General features: G+C 64.6%; 22 protein-coding genes. 10 read left to right on the forward strand and 12 right to left on the reverse strand.

Annotated elements, in window-relative coordinates:
- Positions 1–2: 2 nt before the first annotated feature.
- A complete protein-coding gene (locus AC07NV_RS07385; protein ID WP_495166004.1) occupies positions 3–2153 on the reverse strand; it encodes a S9 family peptidase in 2151 nt (716 codons plus the stop codon).
- An 82-nt stretch (positions 2154–2235) separates the two neighbouring features.
- Here AC07NV_RS07385 and AC07NV_RS07390 point away from each other — a divergent pair, with 82 nt between their 5' ends.
- The 6 genes from AC07NV_RS07390 to AC07NV_RS07415 all read left to right on the forward strand — a co-directional run bounded on the left by AC07NV_RS07390 (position 2236) and on the right by AC07NV_RS07415 (position 7251).
- On the forward strand, positions 2236–4062 hold the full coding sequence (locus AC07NV_RS07390) for an aminopeptidase P family protein (RefSeq protein WP_495165675.1): 1827 nt from the start codon (positions 2236–2238) through the stop codon (positions 4060–4062).
- A gap of 6 nt (positions 4063–4068) precedes the next feature.
- On the forward strand, positions 4069–4530 hold the full coding sequence (locus tag AC07NV_RS07395; protein WP_495165676.1) for an acyl-CoA thioesterase: 462 nt from the start codon (positions 4069–4071) through the stop codon (positions 4528–4530).
- Positions 4531–4805: 275 nt separating this feature from the next.
- The gene (locus tag AC07NV_RS07400) at positions 4806–5279 is read left to right on the forward strand and encodes a hypothetical protein (RefSeq protein ID WP_495165677.1); all 474 of its coding nucleotides are present in this window, start codon (positions 4806–4808) and stop codon (positions 5277–5279) included.
- Positions 5280–5315: 36 nt separating this feature from the next.
- The gene (gene ribD / locus AC07NV_RS07405; protein ID WP_495166005.1) at positions 5316–6260 is read left to right on the forward strand and encodes a bifunctional diaminohydroxyphosphoribosylaminopyrimidine deaminase/5-amino-6-(5-phosphoribosylamino)uracil reductase RibD; all 945 of its coding nucleotides are present in this window, start codon (positions 5316–5318) and stop codon (positions 6258–6260) included.
- Between the two features lie 8 nt (positions 6261–6268).
- Positions 6269–6895, forward strand: a complete 627-nt coding sequence (locus AC07NV_RS07410) for a riboflavin synthase (protein WP_495165678.1) — start codon at positions 6269–6271, stop codon at positions 6893–6895.
- On the forward strand, positions 6892–7251 hold the full coding sequence (locus AC07NV_RS07415) for a hypothetical protein (protein ID WP_495165679.1): 360 nt from the start codon (positions 6892–6894) through the stop codon (positions 7249–7251). Before AC07NV_RS07410 ends, AC07NV_RS07415 begins: the two co-directional genes overlap by 4 nt.
- A 6-nt stretch (positions 7252–7257) precedes the next feature.
- On the opposite strand, the gene AC07NV_RS07420 is transcribed toward AC07NV_RS07415, so the two are convergent.
- From AC07NV_RS07420 to AC07NV_RS07445, 6 genes are read right to left on the reverse strand one after another with little or no spacing between them, the layout of a single operon-like run.
- Positions 7258–7728: an MmcB family DNA repair protein gene (locus AC07NV_RS07420; RefSeq protein ID WP_495165680.1), complete on the reverse strand. Its 471-nt coding sequence runs from the start codon at positions 7726–7728 to the stop codon at positions 7258–7260.
- Positions 7729–7743: 15 nt separating this feature from the next.
- Entirely contained in the window at positions 7744–8298 is a 555-nt protein-coding gene (gene ssb, locus AC07NV_RS07425) for a single-stranded DNA-binding protein (protein ID WP_495165681.1), read from the reverse strand.
- A gap of 31 nt (positions 8299–8329) precedes the next feature.
- Positions 8330–10192: a ferrous iron transporter B gene (gene feoB / locus AC07NV_RS07430; protein ID WP_495165682.1), complete on the reverse strand. Its 1863-nt coding sequence runs from the start codon at positions 10190–10192 to the stop codon at positions 8330–8332.
- A complete protein-coding gene (locus AC07NV_RS07435; RefSeq protein WP_495165683.1) occupies positions 10189–10449 on the reverse strand; it encodes a FeoA family protein in 261 nt (86 codons plus the stop codon). Before AC07NV_RS07435 ends, feoB begins: the two co-directional genes overlap by 4 nt.
- 57 nt (positions 10450–10506) lie before the next feature.
- Positions 10507–11172 (reverse strand): COQ9 family protein, encoded by a 666-nt coding sequence (locus AC07NV_RS07440; protein ID WP_495165684.1) that lies wholly within the window; start codon positions 11170–11172, stop codon positions 10507–10509.
- Between the two features lie 5 nt (positions 11173–11177).
- Positions 11178–12089 (reverse strand): DMT family transporter, encoded by a 912-nt coding sequence (locus tag AC07NV_RS07445; protein ID WP_495165685.1) that lies wholly within the window; start codon positions 12087–12089, stop codon positions 11178–11180.
- A gap of 113 nt (positions 12090–12202) precedes the next feature.
- Between AC07NV_RS07445 and AC07NV_RS07450 the strand changes: the two genes are divergently transcribed.
- The gene (locus tag AC07NV_RS07450) at positions 12203–13288 is read left to right on the forward strand and encodes an alkene reductase (protein ID WP_495165686.1); all 1086 of its coding nucleotides are present in this window, start codon (positions 12203–12205) and stop codon (positions 13286–13288) included.
- A 33-nt stretch (positions 13289–13321) separates the two neighbouring features.
- Here AC07NV_RS07450 and AC07NV_RS07455 read toward each other — a convergent pair whose 3' ends face one another.
- The 4 genes from AC07NV_RS07455 to AC07NV_RS07470 are packed head-to-tail and all read right to left on the reverse strand — an operon-like array spanning position 13322 to position 16366.
- A complete protein-coding gene (locus AC07NV_RS07455) occupies positions 13322–13993 on the reverse strand; it encodes a hypothetical protein (protein ID WP_495165687.1) in 672 nt (223 codons plus the stop codon).
- A complete protein-coding gene (ribH, locus tag AC07NV_RS07460) occupies positions 13986–14411 on the reverse strand; it encodes a 6,7-dimethyl-8-ribityllumazine synthase (RefSeq protein WP_495165688.1) in 426 nt (141 codons plus the stop codon). Before ribH ends, AC07NV_RS07455 begins: the two co-directional genes overlap by 8 nt.
- Entirely contained in the window at positions 14411–15688 is a 1278-nt protein-coding gene (ribB, locus tag AC07NV_RS07465) for a 3,4-dihydroxy-2-butanone-4-phosphate synthase (protein ID WP_495165689.1), read from the reverse strand. The genes ribH and ribB overlap by 1 nt, the downstream gene beginning before the upstream one ends.
- A gap of 57 nt (positions 15689–15745) precedes the next feature.
- Positions 15746–16366, reverse strand: a complete 621-nt coding sequence (locus tag AC07NV_RS07470) for an ankyrin repeat domain-containing protein (protein WP_495165690.1) — start codon at positions 16364–16366, stop codon at positions 15746–15748.
- Between the two features lie 86 nt (positions 16367–16452).
- On the opposite strand from AC07NV_RS07470, the gene AC07NV_RS07475 reads away from it, so the two are divergent.
- The 3 genes from AC07NV_RS07475 to AC07NV_RS07485 are packed head-to-tail and all read left to right on the forward strand — an operon-like array spanning position 16453 to position 18249.
- Positions 16453–17097 (forward strand): SCO family protein, encoded by a 645-nt coding sequence (locus AC07NV_RS07475; protein ID WP_495165691.1) that lies wholly within the window; start codon positions 16453–16455, stop codon positions 17095–17097.
- Positions 17094–17537: a YcgN family cysteine cluster protein gene (locus AC07NV_RS07480; protein WP_495165692.1), complete on the forward strand. Its 444-nt coding sequence runs from the start codon at positions 17094–17096 to the stop codon at positions 17535–17537. Before AC07NV_RS07475 ends, AC07NV_RS07480 begins: the two co-directional genes overlap by 4 nt.
- Positions 17518–18249 carry a M48 family metallopeptidase gene (locus AC07NV_RS07485; protein ID WP_495165693.1) on the forward strand — a complete coding sequence of 244 codons (732 nt, stop codon included), beginning with the start codon at positions 17518–17520 and terminating at the stop codon, positions 18247–18249. Before AC07NV_RS07480 ends, AC07NV_RS07485 begins: the two co-directional genes overlap by 20 nt.
- Positions 18250–18256: 7 nt before the next feature.
- Here the strand turns inward: AC07NV_RS07485 and AC07NV_RS07490 are convergent, their stop codons facing one another.
- Positions 18257–20434 (reverse strand): transglycosylase domain-containing protein, encoded by a 2178-nt coding sequence (locus AC07NV_RS07490; RefSeq protein WP_495165694.1) that lies wholly within the window; start codon positions 20432–20434, stop codon positions 18257–18259.
- Between the last annotated feature and the right edge of the window lie 34 nt (positions 20435–20468).

Below are 20468 nucleotides of genomic sequence, written 5' to 3' on the forward strand. Positions count from 1 at the left end.
CGTTACTTTTCGACCCCCAGCTGCGTCAGTACGAACGCAAACTCTTCGGCATCCTCGCGCAGCGCGCCCCAGCGGCCCGATTTGCCCGCATGCCCCGCGCCCATGTTGGTGCGCAGCAGCAGCAGAGCGCCGTTGGTGCGCGTCGCGCGGAGCTTGGCGACCCATTTCGCCGGCTCCCAATAGGTCACGCGCGGATCGTTGAGGCCCGCCGACACCAGCATCGGGGGATAGGCCTTGGCGGTCACATTGTCGTACGGGCTGTAGCTCAGCATATAGTCGAACGCCGCCTTGTCGGTGATCGGGTTGCCCCATTCGGGCCATTCGCCCGGGGTCAGCGGCAGCGTTTCGTCGACCATCGTGTTGATGACATCGACGAAGGGCACGCCCGCGAGCACCGCACCCCACAGCTCGGGCGCTTCGTTATAGACGACGCCCATCACCTGTCCGCCCGCCGAACGGCCCTCGATCGAAATCTTGCCCGCGCTCGTATATTTCTGCGCGATCAGGCCTTTCGCGACATCGACAAAATCGTTGAACGTATTTTTGCGCTCGGTCGTCTTACCCGCGAGATACCAGGCGCGGCCAAGATCGTCGCCGCCGCGGACATGCGCGATCGCATAGATCATGCCGCGATCGACAAGGCTGAGCCGCGTGGTCGAAAAGCCCGGCGGGACGCGGTAGCCATAGCTACCATAGACATATAGGTGCATCGGCGCGCTGCCGTCGCGCGGGGTGCCCTTTTTATACACCAGCGACACCGGCACCGGGGTTCCGTCGCGCGCCGGCATGCTTACCAATTCGGTTGTATATTCACTCTTGTTATAACCGGATGGGATTTCCTGCACCTTCAGCGTCTCGAGCTTTCCGCTCGCGAGATCGTAATCGTACACGGTGTCGGGGGTGACCATCGATTCATAATCGAGGCGCAGCTTGTCCTGATGATATTCGGGATTGTCGCCCAGCCCCGCCACATAGGTGGCTTCGGGAAATTTGATCCGCCCCGGGGTCAACGGCGCATCATATTTGCGGACATCGATCTGGTCGACGCCCTTTTCGCGGGTTTCGAGCACGAAATAGTCGCGGAAGATCGCAAGCCCGGTAATATAGCTCGTGTCCGATCCGGGGATCAACGTCTTCCATTCATCGGGCTTTTTGACGCTTGCTGTCGCAACACGGAAATTGGCGTGCGCGTCGTTGGTATAGACATAGAGCGTCCCGTCGCGCTCATCGACGCTATATTCGCGGCCCTTCTTGCGCGCCGAGACGAGTTGCATCTTCGCTTCGGGATTGTCGGCGGGGAGCAGATAGACTTCGCTCGTTTCATTGTCGCCCGTCGCGATGACGATATAATTGTCCGCCGCGGTCTTGCCGATGCCGACGCCGAAACCGATGTCGGCTTCCTTGTAAAGCAGTTTGTCCTCGGCGACCGGGGTGCCCAGCTTGTGCAGCCGGACATTGTCGGTGCGCCAATTCTCGTTCGCGAGCCCATAGAGAAGCGCGTCGTTCTTTGCCGTCCAGACGAGCGATGACAGGGTTCCGGGGATGACGTCGGGCAGCGCCGCGCCGGTCACCAGATTCTTGAAGCGCACTTCGAAGCGTTCGGACCCATTGTCGTCGACGGCATAGGCCATCAGCTTGCCGTCGGGGCTGACCGACACGTCGGACAGGCGGAAATATTCCTTGCCCGCCGCCATCGCGACCTCGTCGAGGATGAGGATCGCCTCGCCGGAGCCTGACGCCGGTTTGCGGTACCATTTCTTATATTCGGCGCCTTCTTCATATTCGACCCAGTAAATCCAGTCGCCGTCCTTCTGCGGCACGCTCGAATCGGCTTCCTTGATGCGGCCCTTCATTTCCTGGAACAGCGTTTCGACGAGGGCGGCATGCGGCTTCATCGCGGCGTCGAAATAGGCGTTCTCGGCCTTCACATAATCGAGCACATCCTTGTCATCGACGGTCGGATAGCTTTCATCCTTCAGCCAGTGATACGGATCCGACAACCTCTTGCCGTGCAATACCGTCTCGTGCGGGCGCTTTTCCGCGACCGGGGCGGCGGGCAGGACGGGGGTGGGGCTGGTCAATGCAGGCTCTTTCTCTTTGGCGAACAGGGCAGGGGACGCGACAAGCGGGGTGGCAATTGCTGCCAGAAACATCCAAATAGCGCGCATCATAAAATCCCCCGCGGTGTCGCCCGATTGGGCGGGATTGCCGCGATGTAGGAATAAGGAACGCGTCATGTCCAGCCCCGTCCATGCAGAACGCCTCGCCCGCGTCCGCGCCGAACTTGCCGCGCGCGGCCTCGACGGCTTTGTCGTGCCGATCAGCGACGAGCATATGAGCGAATATGTCGGTGCCTATGCCCAGCGCATGGCGTGGCTGACGGGCTTCGGCGGGTCGGCCGGGACTGCGGCGGTGCTGCCCGCCAAGGCGGCGGTGTTCATCGATGGCCGCTATACGGTGCAGGTGCGCGATCAGGTCGACGGGTCGCTGTTCGACTATGTCGGCGTGCCGCAGTCGAGCGTCGCCGAATGGCTCGGCAATAACGTCAGCGCCGGGCAGAAGATCGGCTTCGACCCGTGGCTTCACGGCATCGACTGGGCGCGCGGCCTGGGAAGGGCGCTCGCGGATAAGGGCGCGCAGCTGGTTGCGGTGGATGTGAACCCGCTCGATGCTGCGTGGGACGATCAGCCGGCGCCGAGCGCCGCGGCCGTCTCGGTCCACGACGTTTCGCTGGCTGGACAAAGCGCGGTCGAGAAGCGCGAAGTCATCGCCGACTGGCTGAAGGCGCACGACCTCGAAACGACGGTGATGACCGCACTCGACTCGGTCGCGTGGACCTTCAACATCCGCGGATCCGACGTCAGCCACACGCCGGTCGGGCTCGCCTTTGCCTTGCTGCACGCCGATGCGACCGCCGATCTGTTCATCGCCCCCGAAAAGATCACCGACGCGGTGCGCGCCCACCTCGGCAACAGCGTGCGCATCCACGACCGCGATGCGTTCGAGGCTGCGCTCGCCAATCTCTCGGGCAAGAAGGTTGCGGTCGATCCCGACCGCGCGGTTGCCGCGATCTTCACCGCGCTCGAAGCGGCGGGCGCAAAGATTGCGCGCTATCGCGACCCGGCGGTGCTGCCCAAGGCGATCAAGAATGAGGTCGAACTGGGCGGCACCCGCGCCGCGCATGTGCGCGACGGGGTGGCGGTGGCGCGCTTCCTGCAATGGATGGAAGATGTCGCGCCGCAGGGGGGACTCGACGAACTCGGGGCCGCCGCGAAACTCCGCGAGTTTCGTGAGGAGGGCGGCGGGCTCGTCGATCTGAGCTTCGACACCATCTCTGCTGCAGGGCCGAATGGCGCATTGCCGCATTATAAGGTCGACGAGACGACCAATCGTGCCATCGAGACCGGCACGCTCTATCTGGTCGATTCGGGCGGGCAGTACGCCGACGGCACCACCGACATCACACGCACGATCGCGATCGGAACGCCGACCGCCGAAATGCGCCGCCGCTTCACGCAGGTGCTCAAGGGGCATATCGCGCTCGCGACCGCGCGTTTTCCCAAGGGGACACGCGGCAGCCAACTCGATATCCTCGCGCGCCAATATTTGTGGGCCGACGGGGTCGATTATGCGCACGGCACCGGTCACGGGGTCGGAACCTATCTGGCGGTTCATGAAGGCCCGCAGCGCATCGCCAAGCCCGCCGGCGGACAGGCGGGGACCGAGGAGGCGCTCCACGCCGGGATGATCCTCTCGAACGAGCCCGGCTATTACAAGGCGGGCGCCTTCGGTATCCGGATCGAGAATCTCGTCATCGTCACGGCGCTCCGCATCGACGGCGCCGAGGAGGATATGCTGGGGTTCGAGACGATCACTTTTGCGCCCATTGCCCAAAATCTGGTGGAAGTGTCGCTTCTATCACCTGCCGAAGCCGACTGGCTCGATGCCTATCATGCCGCGGTATTCGAAAAACTTGCTCCGGGAATGCGGGGCGACGACCGCGCCTGGCTCGAAGCGGCGTGCGCCCCGCTCGATCGTTCCCCCGCTGCGCTTGCGGCCTGACCGGCCATGGACCGCAGCAACTGGGATGTTCCGCAGGACGATTTTCGCGTTCACGAAACGGTGCGCGTGCGCTTCAACGAGATCGACGGACAGAATATTGTCTTCAACGGCAATTATCTGGTCTACGCCGACATCGGCGTCACCGAATATTTTCGTGCGCTGGGCGAGGGGCAACCGGGACCCTATTTTCACCAATATGGTACTGACATCCGCGAAGTGCATAGCGAGATCGATTATCACGGCTCCGCCCGGCTCGATGAGCAGATCACGATTGCGGCGCGGATCAGCCGGTTCGGCCGGACGAGCTTCACCGTCCATTGCGGGATCTTCCGCGATGGCGAGCGTTTGACCGATATCGAGATCAGCTATGCGCATATCGATCTGGATGGCGGCGGCGCAACACCGCTGCCCGGCAGCTTCATTGCCGAGGTGCGCCGATTCGAAAAACGGATTCCCTTGCAGGATTGATTCGCGGTTTTTCGCCGTTCGGCGCGGAAATCCTCATCTCTCAACCAAAAAGGTCGAAAAAAAGGGCCACCCGAAGGTGGCCCGTGAAAGTTTTGGGAGAGGATGCCTAAAAGGCAAGTGTGATATTGCAGTGCACAATGAATGTTGCAACTGCGAAATGAGCATCCGCTATTGCATTTTTTGCAATCGAGAACGTTAGCAGCGATCATTTTCTGCAATCCCCGGCTGTTTCGCTTCCTCTCGCAAATCGCCGCGACATCGCCTAAATTGAGGGCATGGGAATGTTCAATAATGTGGATGTCGGCGGCGGCCTGTCCGATTTCTGGGCCTATGTGCGCGAACCGCGCCCGCACCGCTGGACGAGCTGGGGGCTCGCGATCGTGCTGCCCCTCGTCATTTTCTATGGGTTTTCCGAGCATCTTATTCCTTATGAGAAGGAAAAGACCAAGATCATCTATTTCGAAAACTGGACTGCCAATCGCAGCGCGGCAGAGATTCGGGCTGACTGGATTGCGCGCGCGAAGGAAACGACGCGCGCCAATGCCCAGCGCCGCGCGGAGTTTCAGCGGCTCGCCGATGGTCTTGGAGTCGAATATGATTCGTCCGAAGCCGACAAGGTGACCCGCGAAACGCTGGGCGACGAAGCCGCGGACCTGAAAAAGGCTCCCGCCTTGCCCCCGCAGCAACGGTCGACGCTCGCCGAGCGCGCTGCGCGCGGGCAAGCGGGCGGCGCGGCGACCGATCGCTGACCGGCGGTGCGAACTGGCCCTGCCGATACTGACTGGATGGCCGCCGCTGTCGCGCTGTCGCGACGCGGCCGGCCGGCGTCGGCGCCGAATCCCAATGTCGGCTGTCTGATCGTCAAGGATGGCAAGCTCGTCGCGCGCGGCTGGACCCAGCCCGGCGGGCGTCCGCATGCCGAGGCGATGGCGCTGGCGGCGGCGAACGAGGCAGCGCGCGGTGCGACCGCTTATGTCACTCTCGAACCCTGTGCACATGCCAGCCCGCGCGGACCGGCCTGCAGCGATACGTTGATCGCGGCGGGCATCGCACGCGTCGTCATCGCCGCGCAGGATCCCGACCCGCGCACCGACGGCCAGGGTATCGCGCGGCTGCAGGCGGCGGGGATCGAGGTGGTCTTCAACCGGCTGGCGGCCGAGGCGCGCACTGCGATGGCGCCATGGTGGACACGGGCCACGCAGGGACGGCCGTTCGTGACGCTCAAGCTCGCCACGTCGCTCGACGGCTGCATCGCGCGCGCCGACGGCGCGAGTCGCTGGATCACCGGTGAACGTGCCCGTGCGCACGGGCATGTTGAACGCGCCAGCCATCAGGCGATCCTCGTCGGGCGCGGTACGCTCGACGCCGATTCGCCAAAGCTTGACGTGCGATTGCCGGGGCTCGAAAATCGCAGTCCGAAGAAATTTCTGTTCACCCGCGGCGAAGCGCCCGAAGGCTGGACGGCCGTATCTTCGCCCGAAGCGATCGACGATGTCGATTCGGTGCTGGTCGAGGGCGGCGCCGGCGCGGCGTCGGCTTTCCTCGCCGCCGACCGGGTCGACCGGCTGCTGCTCTATCGCGCGCCGATTCTGATCGGCGGCGGCAAGCCAGCGCTCGGCGACATCGGCCTCACCGATCTGGCCGGCGCGCACGGTCGCTGGCGCCTCACCGACAGCCGCCTGCTTGGCAGCGACCGGCTCGACGTCTACGAGCGGGCCAGAGAAGGATAAAGCGACCCATGTTCACCGGCATTATCACCGACATCGGCACCGTTCGCAGCCGTGAGGATCGCGGCGACACGCGGCTCGTCATCGCGACCGCTTACGATGTCGGCACGATCGATCTTGGCGCCTCGATCGCCTGTTCGGGTGCGTGCCTGACCGTGGTCGACAAGGGCGTCGACGATGACAGCAACGGGCCCGGCGGCTGGTTCGCGATCGACGCGAGCGCCGAGACGCTCGCGCGCACTGCGCCGGGGATGTGGGATCAGGGTCGCCGCCTCAATCTCGAGCGCGCGCTGAAGATCGGCGACGAGTTGGGCGGCCATATCGTCACCGGCCATGTCGACGACATCGGCCGTATCGTGTCGGTGGTCCCTGTCGGCGACAGCGTGACCGTCACGGTGGCCGCGCCCGCCGCGCTCGCGCCGCATATCGCCGCCAAAGGCTCGGTTACGGTCGACGGCGTGTCGCTGACCGTCAACGACGTGACCGATCAGCCGGACGGCGAAGCCTATTTCACGCTCAACATCATCCCGCACACGCAGGAAATGACGACACTCGACGAAGCCGCCGCGGGACGGCCGGTCAATCTCGAGATCGATATCCTCGCGCGCTATCTTGCCCGGATGCAGGCGCGCAGATGACCGCAGGCGGCGCGCCGGGTCCGCGTCGAATGCGCTGGCGCTATGCGATATGGCTCGCCGCCGCTGTCCTGTTCCTGCTGAATTTCCTGCGTCAAGGCATCGATCTTTTCAGCATCGCGCTGACCGCGATCGTCGTCGCGCTTGGTTTCGCTATCGATCATGTCGAACAGCACAGCCGGCGTCCGTTGCGGAACTTCCTGCGGGTTGCACTGGCGTCGTTCGCGCTTGCCCTCGTCCTGATCGTCATGCCGGTGATGATGGGGGCGGGGCTGTGGATCGGCCTGATCCTGTGGACGGCGTTGTCGGGCGCCGCGCTGATCTGGTGCGTCTATTTCGAGCGTAGCGAGCCGCTCTGACGGCGCCTAGATTTCCATCCAGCCCGCCGCCAGCTCGGGATCCGCCGCGACCATCGAGCGCCGCATCGCGAGCCGCCCGATCCTGAGCAGCTCAGCCTTGCGCCGCGCCGGGGCGAGGTTGCAGCTCGCGGCTTCGCGCACCACCGCCGCGCCATAACGGTCGGCGATGATCAGCCCCGAGGTTTCGGGACGGTAATCGGGCGTTTCGAGGATCGCGGGGTCGAGCCCCGACGCGAGCGCCCAGTAAAAACGGTCGCACCAGTCGCAATAGTCGGGCCATTTGCCATCGCCGTGCAGGTCGGCGCGGCTGACCTTGATCTCGACGATCGTGATATTGCCCTTGGCGTCGATCGCGGTGAGGTCGGTGCGCCGCCCGTTGGGCAGCGGCACCTCCGGAATGGCGACCAGCCCCGCCTGCGCAAACAGGCGGCATACGCCGCGCGCGACATCCGCGGCGGTTATCAGGTCGCTTGCCATCGCCTCATGCTATTTTCAGAAGGGAACGTCGTCGTCCAGATCGTCGTCGAAGGGCGGGCGGCCACCGCCGCTGCCACCACTGCCGCCGCCACCGAAGCCGCCGCCGGACGATCCGCCCGAACCGCTGCCCTGTTTCCAGCTGTCGCCGCCGCCGGACGAGGCACCCCAATCGTCACCGCCGCCACTGCCGCCGCGCGATCCACGACCGCCGCCTCCGGGGGCGCCGTCGAGCATGGTCAGCGTGCCGCCCATGCCTGCGATCACGATCTCGGTCGTATATTTGTCGTTGCCGTCGCGGTCCTGCCATTTGCGGGTGCGCAAGCTACCTTCGATATAAACCTTCGAGCCCTTTTTCAGATAGCGCTCGACCACGCCGATCAGCCCTTCGCCGTTGATCACGACCTGATGCCACTCGGTGCGCTCCTTGCGCTCGCCGGTCATCCGGTCCTTCCACTGCTCGGAGGTCGCGATGCGGAGATTCGCAACCTTTCCGCCGTTCTGGAACGACTTGATTTCGGGGTCGGCACCGAGATTGCCGATCAAAATTACCTTGTTGACGCTGCCAGCCATTGCCGCTCCGCTCCGCTCAAAAGTTGGAGGATCAGCCGAGCCCAAAGGCGACGGCGGTCCAATATGTGATTCCAGCAGCGGCATAGGCGAGAAGGAACAAATAGCCAACCATGAACAGCGGCCATTTCCACCCGTTGGTCTCGCGGCGGGTAATTGCGATCGTCGAAATACACTGCGGTGCAAAGACGAACCAGGCGAGGAAAGCGAGCGCGGTCGCGATGCTCCATTTGCCCTGCAGCCGTTCGCCGAGCGACTGCGCCATCGCGTCTTCGTCGTCGCCCGCGTCGATCGCATTCGCCGTCGCCATTGCCGAGACCGCAACCTCGCGTGCCGCCATCGCAGGGATCAGTGCGAGCGCGATGTCGTGGTTGAAGCCGATCGGTTTGACGACGACTTCCAGCCCGCTCGCGATGCGGCCCGCGATGCTGTATTCGACCTGGCTTTCGCCCTCGGGCGCCTGGGGGAAGGTCAGCAGCAGCCAGAGGACGACGGTGGTCATCGCGATGATCGTCCCGGCACGGCGCAGAAAGATCCACGCGCGCTGCCACAAGCCGATCGCGATGTCGCGCATCCGCGGCATCTGGTAGCGTGGCATTTCCATCATGAAGCCCGCCGCGCTGCCTTTCGCCACGGTGCGGCGCAGGACATAGGCGACGACAAGCGCACCGACGATCCCCGATAGATAGAGGCCGAAGAGCACCAGTCCCTGCAGTCCAACGGGCGATCCGCCGACGGTCTGATTGGGGATGAAGGCGGCGATGATCAGCGCATAGACGGGAAGCCGCGCCGAACAGGTCATCAGCGGCGCGATCAAAATCGTCGTCAGCCGGTCCTTTTCGTCGGGGATTGCGCGCGTCGCCATGATTCCCGGAACCGCACAGGCGAAGCTCGACAGCAGTGGGATGAAGCCGCGCCCCGACAGGCCGACTTTGCCCATCAATCCGTCCATCAGGAAGGCGGCGCGGGTCATATAGCCCGACGCCTCGAGCAGCAGGATGAAGAGGAAGAGGATCAAAATTTGCGGCAGGAAGACGACGACTGCGCCAACGCCGGCGAGCAGCCCCTCGACGACCAGTCCGCGCAGGAAATTGTCGGGGAAGGTGGCGACGACCCATTGCTGAACCACGCCGATCCCACCCTCGAGAAAGTCCGCGGGTGCCTCGGCGGCGGCATAGACCGCCTGGAACATCACGAACATCAGCGCGAGCAGGATGACGAGGCCGGCGACAGGGTGGAGAACGATATTGTCGATGCGCTGGGTCCAGCGGCGCACCGGCGTTTCGTTCAGGATCGCCGCGCGCGCGATTTTACGGGCGCGCTGGTGCAGCGATGCATCGTTCGCTTCGGCAGGCGCCGTGACGCCGCTCGAGGCGTGCGACTGGATCGCGCCATCAACCGCAACGAGCAGTTCGGCTATTCCACGTTTGCGGACCGCGACGGTCGGTACGACGGGCACGCCGAGTTCTTTCGACAAGCGCTTGGCGTCGAGCGTCAGCCCGTCGCGTTCGGCGAGGTCGAGCATGTTGAGCGCGACAACCGTCGGCAGGCCGAGTTGCAGCAGTTCGAGCGCGAAGCAGAGATGATTGTCGAGGTTCGCGGCGTCGAGCACGACAATCAGCGCATCGGGGCGCTTCTCGCCATCCTGCTTGCCGAGCACGACGTCGCGCGTCACCGCCTCGTCGAGACTCGCTGGCGTCAAGCTGTAGGTGCCGGGCAAGTCGATCAGCGAGATCGGCCGGCCGTCGGCAAAGCTCGCATGTCCAGCTTTCCGCTCGACCGTGACGCCCGGGTAATTGGCAATTTTCTGCCGCGCCCCGGTCAGTACGTTGAACAGGCTCGATTTGCCGGCGTTGGGATTGCCGACGAGCGCGATCGAGGGAATAGCGCCGGTCATGCGATGGACTCGATTTCGATCGCCGCGGCCTGCTTGGCGCGGATGATCACTTTCATGCGTCCGATGGTGAGCGCGAGCGGGTCGCGCGAAAAGATGCTGCCGCGGTGGAGCGGGGTGACTTCGCACCCTTCCATCAGCCCGAATTCGCGCAGGCGCCGTCCTTCGTCCTCGGTCATCGCGTTCCAGTCGATGCGGGCGATCCGCACCGCGACGCCCAGCGGCGCCCGATCCAGTATGTTTTCGAGCAAAGCAGTCATTTGCGAGCGATTATCAATATCGATCGCCGAGCGCCAGTCCTGCTTTGCAATTTATGATTACCGCCCCGGATAGCGGAGGCGCCCGACGAAGCGCGCGAGGCTTGGCCGCTCGATGCTGCGCGACGCGCGGCGATATTTCCAGCTTTCGAAACGCATGACCTGGTCGATCCGGCGCGCAAGGAAAGCGCGCGTGTCCGCGAAACTTTCGCTCTCGTCGTTCAGAAACACCGCCATCGTCGAGGCATACACCGTGCCGAGGATCGCGCGCTTGCTGTAGTGATTATAGTCGGTTGCGGTATCGCCCGCGAGCCGCCACATCATGTCGGCGCTGCGCCAGCCCAGCTTGGCAGCGAAGGGGATGTTGGTCGGCAGGGCGAGTAAAGCCAATGCGCGGCGGAGCGACTCGCGATCCGGCGCGAGCAGATCGATGCGCGTTTCGACCAAAGTTGTGATCCGTTCGCGAATCTTGATTGCCGCAAGCTTTTCGGCCGGCCATTTCGCCGCCATGCGCGCGTCGATGTCGGCAAACCACGCATCGACCATGTCGCGCCCGCCGCCCGGAAAGGCGAGCCGCGCGACATCAGGATCGACCGCGGCGCGGCGTGCCGCATCGTCGAGCGCAGCGGGGCTGAAGCCGTCGAATGCCGCCGATGCGGCAATCAGCGGCGCGAGCGCAGCGCGAATCTCGTCGAGCGTGGGGTCGGCGGGCAGGATAGAAGCCATAGGAGTCAGATAGGCTCCGCGCGGCGGCTCGGCAACCTAATCAAGACAAGCGCGGCGCCGACCATCACGCCACCGAAAATCTCGATCGCCGAGAGCGTCTCGCCAAAACCGATCCAGCCGGTCAGTGCGGCGAAGGCGGGTTGAATCAACAGCGTGAGGCCGATGACGAGCGGCGAAAAGCGCGGCAGCGACCAGATCATCAGCCCTTGACCGATCACCTGGCTTGCCAATGCGAGCAGGACCAGCGGGGTCCAGTTCTGCGGCATCACCGTTTCACCGAGGGCGAGCGCGGTGCCGAGGAGGATGGGCACGCACACTGCCGACGCGATCGCCAGCGCGGTCCAGGGGGCCAGTTCGCCGCGCACGCGTTGCATCAGGATAACATAGCCGGTGTAGAGCACGCCCGCGAGCAGGCTCAGAAGGTCTCCGACGAGATAATCGGAAGACAATTCATAGCTTTGCCCCATCACGAGCGCGGACCCCGCAAAGGCGAGCAGGATGGCGGCTGCCTGCCAGCCGCGCGGCATCGCGCGCGTCAGGAAGATGCCCCAGATGACGAGCAGCAGGCTGGCGCAATTGCCGAACAGGGTGGCGTTGGCGACCTTCGTCTGGAGGATACCGAGATGCCATGCGACCAGATCGAGTGCGAAGAAAAGGCCCGCGGCGCCCGCGATGAATATGGCTGGCCGCGGCGGCATCCGCCCGCCCGTCTCGCGCCAGGCAAAGATCAGTAACAGCGGCAGCGCGAGGGTCATCCGCCAGAAGGCCGAGGCCGTCGGGCCGGTATCGGCCATCCGCACGAGCATCGCCCCCAGCGACAGCGCGATGTTGCCGCCGATCAGCGCCGCAAAGGCCCAGCGGCTCGCACCGGTGCCCGCGGCCTCTGTTTCGTCGATACTATCCATCTTCGCTGTCATTTAGATTTTCTTTTGCTACGCACCATTGTGCCGGCGCCGCGACGTCCATAGCTTCGGTGCCCATAGCGGCGACCGTTCGGGGCGCCCATGCAAAAGTGAGCCGTGGAGGAATTATGGCCGTTTCGCTATTCGATCCGATTGAACTGGGCGCGATCAAGGCGCCAAACCGCATCATCATGGCGCCGCTGACCCGCGGCCGCGCGGGCCCGGGTTTTGTCCCGAACGAGCTGGCGCGCGACTATTATAGCCAGCGAGCGTCGGCGGGGCTGATCATTTCGGAAGCCACCGGCATTTCGCAGGAAGGGCTCGGCTGGCCCAACGCACCCGGTCTGTGGACCGACGCGCAGGTCGAAGGCTGGAAGCCGGTGACCGACGCAGTGCATGCGGCAGGCGGGCGCATCATTGCGCAGCTCTGGCATATGGGCCGGCTTGTCCATTCGGTGTTCAACGACGGAAAGCAGCCCGTCTCGGCGTCGGCGACGGTCGGCGAGGGCCGGGCGCATACACCGGTGGGCCGGATGGACCTCGAGGAAGCCCGCCCGCTGCGCCTCGACGAAATCCCGCGCGTGATCGCCGACTATGTGAAGGCGGCCGAAAATGCGAAGCGCGCCGGTTTCGACGGTGTCCAGCTTCACGGCGCCAACGGCTATCTGATCGACCAGTTTTTGCGTAACGGCAGCAATCTGCGCGACGATGATTATGGTGGTTCGGTCGAAAATCGCATCCGCCTGCTCCGCGAAGTCACCGAGGCGCTGATCGGCGTATGGGGCAAAGACCGTGTCTCGGTCCGCCTTTCGCCAAACGGGGCGACGCAGGGCGTCGACGACAGCGCACCCGAAACACTGTTTCCCGTTGCTGCCGCCGCGCTCGACGCGCTCGGCATCGCATTCCTCGAACTGCGCGAACCCGGCCCCGAGGGTACGTTCGGCCGGACCGATGTGCCGAAGCAGTCGCCGGCGATCCGTGCAGCGTTCAAGGGGCCGCTGATCCTCAACAGCGACTATGACGTGGCAAGCGCCGAAGCCGCGCTCGCCAGCGGCGTTGCCGATGCGATCGCCTTTGGCCGCCCGTTCATCGGCAACCCCGACCTTGTCGAACGGATCGAGAGCGGTGCCGAATGGGCCGCGGACAATCCGCAGACCTGGTATTCGCCAGGCGCGGCAGGCTACACCGATTATCCGGCGCTGGTGACGGCATAAGGTTACGGGATCCGGGTGGCGGTGCTGCCCGGATCAGCCCTTTTCGGCGAGCGCCTTGTCGACAAGGCCGGCCCCGATCGGCCCCAGGATGTTGCCGCCGAAGCGGAACAACAGGAAGGCGCCGACAAAGAGCAGCAGCGGCTCGAAGAACAGGGCGACGATTGCCGCGATGACAACCGCGAAAAAGAGGGTGACGAAGCCGCCGCTCAGCACCTGCTGACCTTTCGGGCCCAGTTCGATCGTGCGGGGGCCTTTGGCATCCCACCATTTGCCCGTGACGATCGTTTTTCGCGCTCCGGCTTGCAGGGGCCGGGAACTGGCGATTTGTGCGGGCGCGGAGCTGGCTATCGGAGCAGGTCTGTCGTTGGGGGCGTGGTTCCACGGCCGCTTGTTGCGCTCGGTGATCGCGGCAGCGACACGGTCCTTACCGCTCTGGGCCGCAGCTCGCGCCGCAATGGGCGCGGGCGTTTTCTGTGTTGGCGCGGGCCGGGCGCTCAGCCCCGATTCGGCGCGGGCCGCGGCGGACATGTCGGGCGCGGCGCTGGGTTTGGCGGGACGAATCGGCTCGACCCCCATGTTGCGGTCGTGCATGTCCATCCGCTCGGCCGCCGTTGGCGGCGTTTGGCCGGTTTCCTTGTCGATGACCACCAGCCGGCCGCCGCGTTCGACGACAGAAAAACGGCTGGGGGGCGGGCGATCAACCAATGCCGAATTGTTCCTTCAGGGCCAGCATGGCGAGGGCGGCTTTCGCCGCTTCGCCGCCCTTATCCTTGCGCGTCCTGTCGGCGCGCGCAAGCGCCTGTTCTTCATCCTCGACGGTGAGGATGCCGTTGCCGATAGCAAGCCCGTCGAGAGTCAGCGCCATGATGCCGCGCGCGCTTTCGTTCGAGACGACCTCGAAATGATAGGTTTCGCCGCGGATGACGACGCCCAATGCGACATAGGCGTCGTAACGTCCGCTGTCGGCGGCGAGCGAGATGGCGGCGGGCAACTCGAGCGCGCCGGGGACGGTTACCGTCTCGTGGCTATGCCCCTCGGCCTCGAGCGCGCTGCGCACGCCGTCGAGCAGCATGTCGTTGAGGTGCGAATAGAAGCGGGCTTCTGCGATCAGTACATGCGCCATTATTCGGCCTCTCCGGGGATCGAGCGTTCGCCGACGACCGACAGGCCATAGCCCTCCAGTCCGACGATATTGGTGTGCGACGGGGTGAGAAGCTCCATCGCGTGGACGCCGAGGTCGGCGAGGATCTGCGCGCCAATGCCATAGGTGCGAAGGTCCATGCCGCCCGACGGCGGGGGCACGGCTTCGGCCGCGGCGGAACCGGGGAGCGGCCGCATCAGCATCACGATGACGCCCGCGCCGGCTTCGCCGACGGCTTCCATCGAGCGCTGCAAGCGGCGCTTCTTCGGTCCGGGCTGGCCCATGATATCGTCAAAGATCGACACCGGATGCATGCGCACCAGGGTCACGCCTTCGGGATCGACCGCGCCCTTTTGCAGCACCAGATTGACGGTGCCGTCGATCTTGTTGCGATAGGATTTCAGCCGCCATTCGCCGCCATAATCCGATTCGAATGGCTCGTCGGATACGCATTCGACCAGTCGGTCGTTGCGGTGGCGATAGGCGATCAGGTCGGCGATGGTGCCGATCTTGAGCCCGTGGCGCCGCGCAAAGGGGACGAGGTCGTCGAGCCGCGCCATCGTCCCGTCATCGTTCATGATCTCACAGATCACGCCCGACGGGTTGAGTCCGGCGAGCCGACTGATGTCGACCGCCGCTTCGGTGTGGCCGGCGCGGACGAGGACACCGCCGTCGCGTGCGATCAGCGGGAAAATATGGCCGGGGGTGACGATATCGTCGCGGGTCTTTCCCCCGTCGATCGCGACGGACACGGTGCGCGCGCGGTCGCCCGCCGAAATGCCAGTGGTGACGCCTTCGCGAGCCTCGATCGAGGTGGTGAAGGCGGTTTCGTGCCGCGTTCCGTTGTTGCGGCTCATCAGCTCGAGCCCAAGCTCCTCAACGCGGTGCCGGGTCAGCGTCAGGCAGACGAGGCCGCGGCCGTGAGTGACCATGAAATTGATCGCGTCGGGGGTCGCCATCTGTGCCGGGATGACAAGGTCGCCCTCATTCTCGCGATCTTCGTCGTCGACCAGAATGAACATGCGGCCATTGCGTGCCTCGGCGATAATCTCTTCCGGGGTCGCCATCGGCGACAGATCGCTGCCGTTTGCGAGCCAGTTTTCCAGCTTGCGCAGCGTTTCGGCGGTCGGGTTCCAGCCAGGTGAATCGAGGTCGCGCAGGCTGTTGGCGTGAAGGCCTGCGGCACGTGCAAGACCCGAACGGGACATGGACCCGTCGTCGACGATGGCGCGGATGCGCTCGATGAGCTGTGTAGACATGGTTTTCATGTCTCACATGGAAATGTGATTGTCAATTAAGATATCACATTGAGTTGATCAATTGGGGCCAAAGGTTGGTCCGAGGTCGCGAATCGGCGTATCTGCCTTGGCGTTAAGCAGCGCGACAATTTGTCCGGTACGGTCATCGCGCGTGGCATAAGCGCGGGCCGACATACCGGCGACATGGTCGGCCTTGTCGGGATTGGCGCCACGTTTGATCAGCAAGCGGACCATCGCGACATTCTTTGACTGCACCGCCAGGATAAGCGCCGTTTCGCCGCGCCGATTGGCCTGATCGACGGGGGCCTTGTCATTGAGAAGTTCCTCGGCGCCGTCGGTGAAGTTGAGCAGCGCGGCGTGCATCAGCGGGGTCGTCCCCTGGCGGTCGGAGATCGACGGGTCGGCCTCCTTCCCCAGCAGGAAGCGTACCCAGGTGATGTCGCGCCGCTTGGTGACGATGATGAGGGCGGTTTCGCCAGTGTCCGGATTTCGTGCGTTGATCAGCGATGGATCGTCCTTCAACGCATCGGTCGCCTTGGTGCCGTCGCGGCTGTCGACCGCTTGCAAAAAGGCATAGCCGCCGCGGTACTGCGCCTGCGCGGGGCCGTGAAACAAGCCCGCAGCCGCTAGCAATGCAAGAACAAAAGAGGCGAGGCGAAACTCCGCGCGTCGAAACATGATCTGGGTGACCCCCGGCAGGAATCGCCGCGACAGCGCGACGAGAATGGTTGATTTTCGGCGGCTAGCCGACCAAGGCTGGCCGCATGATGAATATCGCAGATATGGGACAAAAGCTTGTCCGTGCAAGCCTGATCCTCGTTTTTGGTGCGGCGCTCGCAGGATGCAATGGTGCCGCCGATGCGCCGTCCGCCAAACCGCCGCTCGAAGGGGCGCGTATCGGTGGCCCCTTCACCCTCATGGACCAGAATGGCAAAGCCGTTCGCGATAGCGATTTCGCTGGGAAATACCGGCTTGTCTATTTCGGGTACAGCTTCTGCCCCGACATCTGCCCCGTCGATCTGCAAAAGCTGATGCGCGGACTGTCGCAGTTCGAAAAGGCCGATGCGGCGCGGGGTGCCAAGGTCGCGCCGCTTTTCATCACGGTTGATCCGGCGCGCGATACCCCCGAGGCGCTGAAACCTTTTGTTGCGCGCTATCATCCGCGCCTGCTGGGTCTCACCGGAACGCCTGAACAGATCGCTGCGGTCGCGAAGGCCTATGTCGTGACCTATAACAAGGTCGAGGGCTCGGCGCCCGACCGCTATCTGATGGCGCACAGCCAACTCGCGTTCCTGATGGATCCCACGGGCAAGCCGCTCGCGCTGTTACCGCTCGACGATCCGTCGACGGATCCCGACGAGGGCGCGCCCGACAAGGTCGCTGCTGAACTGGCGAAGTGGGTCAAGTGACGCGCGGCGAGGCGCCTCCTTTCTGGGAAGCGCCGCTCGCTAGCCTCGACGCCGGCCAGTGGGAGGCTTTGTGCGACGGCTGTGGCAAATGTTGCCTGCACAAGCTGGAGGATGAGGACACCGGCCGCATCTATCCGACCAATGTCGCGTGCCGGCTGCTCGACCTCTCCACCGCGCGCTGCGGCGATTACAAGCATCGTCGCCGCCATGTTCCCGACTGCCTGACGCTGACCAAAGCCAAGGTCGCCGACATCGAATGGTTGCCGCAAAGCTGCGCCTATCGCTTGCGCGCCGAAGGCGAGCCCCTGCCCGACTGGCACTATCTGGTCTGCGGCGATCGCGATGCGGTGCACCGTGCAGGCGAGTCGATCGTCGGTTGGACGGTGGGTGAAGATATGGCCGGGCCGCTCGAGAATCATCTTGTCGAACGCGTCGTCTGACTTCGCGCCCGAAGGGCCGCATATCTGGGTGGGTGACGACGCGTGGCCGGTGCGCGTCGTCCGTCATGCCCAGTCGCGCCGCTACCGCCTCGTCTTCGACGGCGCGCGCGGAGAATTGCGACTGACAGTGCCGCGGCGAACCAACGAGCGTGCAGCGCTTAAATGGGCAGGCGAACAGCAGCAATGGCTTGCCGAACAGGTCGGCAAGGCGGCGCTGCCGGTGGCTGTCGGACCGGGCGTGTCGCTACCCTTCCTCGGCGTCGACCGCTATGTCGACTGGCTGCCGACGGCGCCGCGGGCGATCTGGCTCGATGGCGAAGCGCTGCGCGTCGGCGGCCCCGCCGAAAGCGTCGGGCGCCGCGTCGAGCGCTGGCTAAAGGGGCAGGCGCTCGATCTGATGGAGCGCGAAAGCCGCGAGCTCGCGGCAACGGCGGGCCTCACGGTCGGCCGCGTCGGGGTCGGCGATCCGCGCAGCCGGTGGGGCAGTTGCACGCATGACGGCGACCTGCGCTACAGCTGGCGGCTGGTGATGGCGCCCGATCATGTCCGGCGCGCGACGGTGGCGCACGAGGTCGCGCATTTACGGCACATGGACCATGGCGCGGCGTTTCATGCGCTGGTCGACACATTGCACGATGGCGATGTCGCGGTGGCGCGTAGCTGGCTTCGCCGCGAAGGGCGCTCGCTCCACCGCTATCGTTTCGCGACCTAATCGGAGACTAGTTGGAAGCGTCCGGCTGGGCTCGCTGCGACGGCGCCTTGATGACCGGCGGCGTGGCAACCGTCTTGGGTTGGGCGCCGTTTTTCGGCGCCGCGCTGTTGTCGCCGGGGCCTCGCCGTCCGGTTTGTTCCTCGATCCACTGTTGATCGAGCACTGGTCCGTCTTCGGACGGCGCCGCCGGCTCGGCGCCTTCGGGCGTGCGGCTGTCATAGGGCAGCTCAATCGGCATGCCATTATCGTCGACCAGCCCGCCTTCGCCCGGCTCGCCCATATAGGCTTCGCCCTCGTCCTCGAGCTGCCATTCGGGCAGTACGACTTCGGTGTCGAACTGCTCGACCGGGCGCCTTGCGACCGCGACGCGCATATAGTCGGCAAAAGCCTTGGCGGGTGCGCGGCCGCCCTGCAGCCCGCCGACGGGTTTCGCATCATCGCGGCCCATCCACACGCCGGTGGTGATTCCGCTCGAAAAACCGAGGAACCAGCCGTCCTTGTTGCTCGACGTCGTCCCCGTCTTGCCCGCGACGGGGCGGCCGATCTGTGCCGCCTTGCCGGTGCCGGTGTTCACTGCGGTCTGAAGCAGGTCGGTAATTCCGGCGGCGACCCAATGGTCGACCAATGTCTGCCCGCGCTCGGCGGGGCGCTGATAAAGGAGGTTGCCGCTGGCGGTCGTCACCTTGGTGATGCCATAGGGCTGCACCGATATCCCGCCTCGCGATACAGCGGCAAAGGCGGCGGTCATGTCGATCACGCGAACTTCGGCGCTCCCGAGCACCATCGACGGGTGCGTATTGACCGGCGTCGTAATGCCGAAACGGCGCGCCATATTGGCGACCGCCGAAAAACCGACTTCATCGCCCAGCTTCGCGGCGACGGTGTTCACCGAATAGGCAAAGGCGCTGCGCAGATCCATCGTGCCCGAAAAACGGCCCGACGAGTTGCGGGGCGACCAGCCGTTAATCGTCACCGGTTCGTCGACGACCTGATCGCCGACCTTATAGCCCGCCTCGAGCGCAGCCATATAGACGAACAGCTTCCACGCCGATCCCGGCTGGCGCAGCGCCTGTGTCGCGCGATTATAGTTCGACGACACATAATCCTTGCCGCCGACCATTGCGCGCACCGCGCCGTCACGGTCGAGTGAGACGAGCGCACCCTGCACGCCGTTTGGCGTGTTTGCCTGGATCGATGCAGTCGCCGCACGCTGCATGCCAAGGTCGATCGTCGTATAGACGTCGAGTGCCTCGCTGCCCTCGTCGATCAGCATGTCGAGCTGTGGCAGCGCCCAGTCGCTGAAATAGCGCGCGCTATTCTGTCCGGTTTCCTTGGCGAGCTGGACATTGGCGGGCTCGGCGCTGTCGGCTTGCGCCTGCGTAATGACGCCGGCGTCGACCATGACATCAAGCACAACTCCGGCGCGGCCCAGCGCAGCGCTTGCGTCGGCGGTCGGCGAATAGCGCGACGGCGCCTTGACCAGCCCGGCCACCACCGCGGCTTCGGACAGCGACATTTCGGTCGCGCTATGACCAAAGAAGCTGTTCGATGCGGCGTCGATGCCATAGCTGCCGCCGCCGAAATAGACCTTGTTCAGGTAGAGCTCGAGGATCTCGTCCTTCGAGAATTTCCATTCGAGCGCGAGCGCAAGGATCATCTCGCGTGCCTTGCGGCGGAAATCATAGCTGTTCGACAGGAAGATGTTGCGCGCAAGCTGCTGCGTGATCGTCGATGCGCCCTGCAGACGGCGACCGCTGCCGCGGTTCTGCACCGCGACGGCCGCCGCGCGTACCATGCCGACGGGGTCGAGCCCGGGATGATAGCGAAAGCGCCGATCCTCGACCGCAACCATCGCATCCTGCATCACCTGCGGGGTTTCGCGCAGGGTCAGCCAGCGGCCATAATTCGGCCCGAGCGACAGGAAGACGGTCCCGTCGGCGGCGCGGACGCGAATCGTCTGGCCGGCAGGAGATTTCTTGAGCTCCTCGAAGCTCGGCATCCGCTGCACCGCGATACCGACGGCGACGGCAAGCGCGACAAGCCCGACAACCGCGAGACCAAGGCCCCAACGGAAGATCCGCCGCACCCAGACGCGGACGCGGGACGGCGTGCCGTCGGGCGTGCCGTTCCGTTTGCTGGACGATGACGATTTATTCGACGAAGCCTGCTGTCTTTCGCGGCGCAAAGCCCGTGTTCCTTCCCTCGCGTCGCCCCTGATG

This window comes from Sphingopyxis sp. GW821-FHT10B01, from assembly GCF_059415685.1.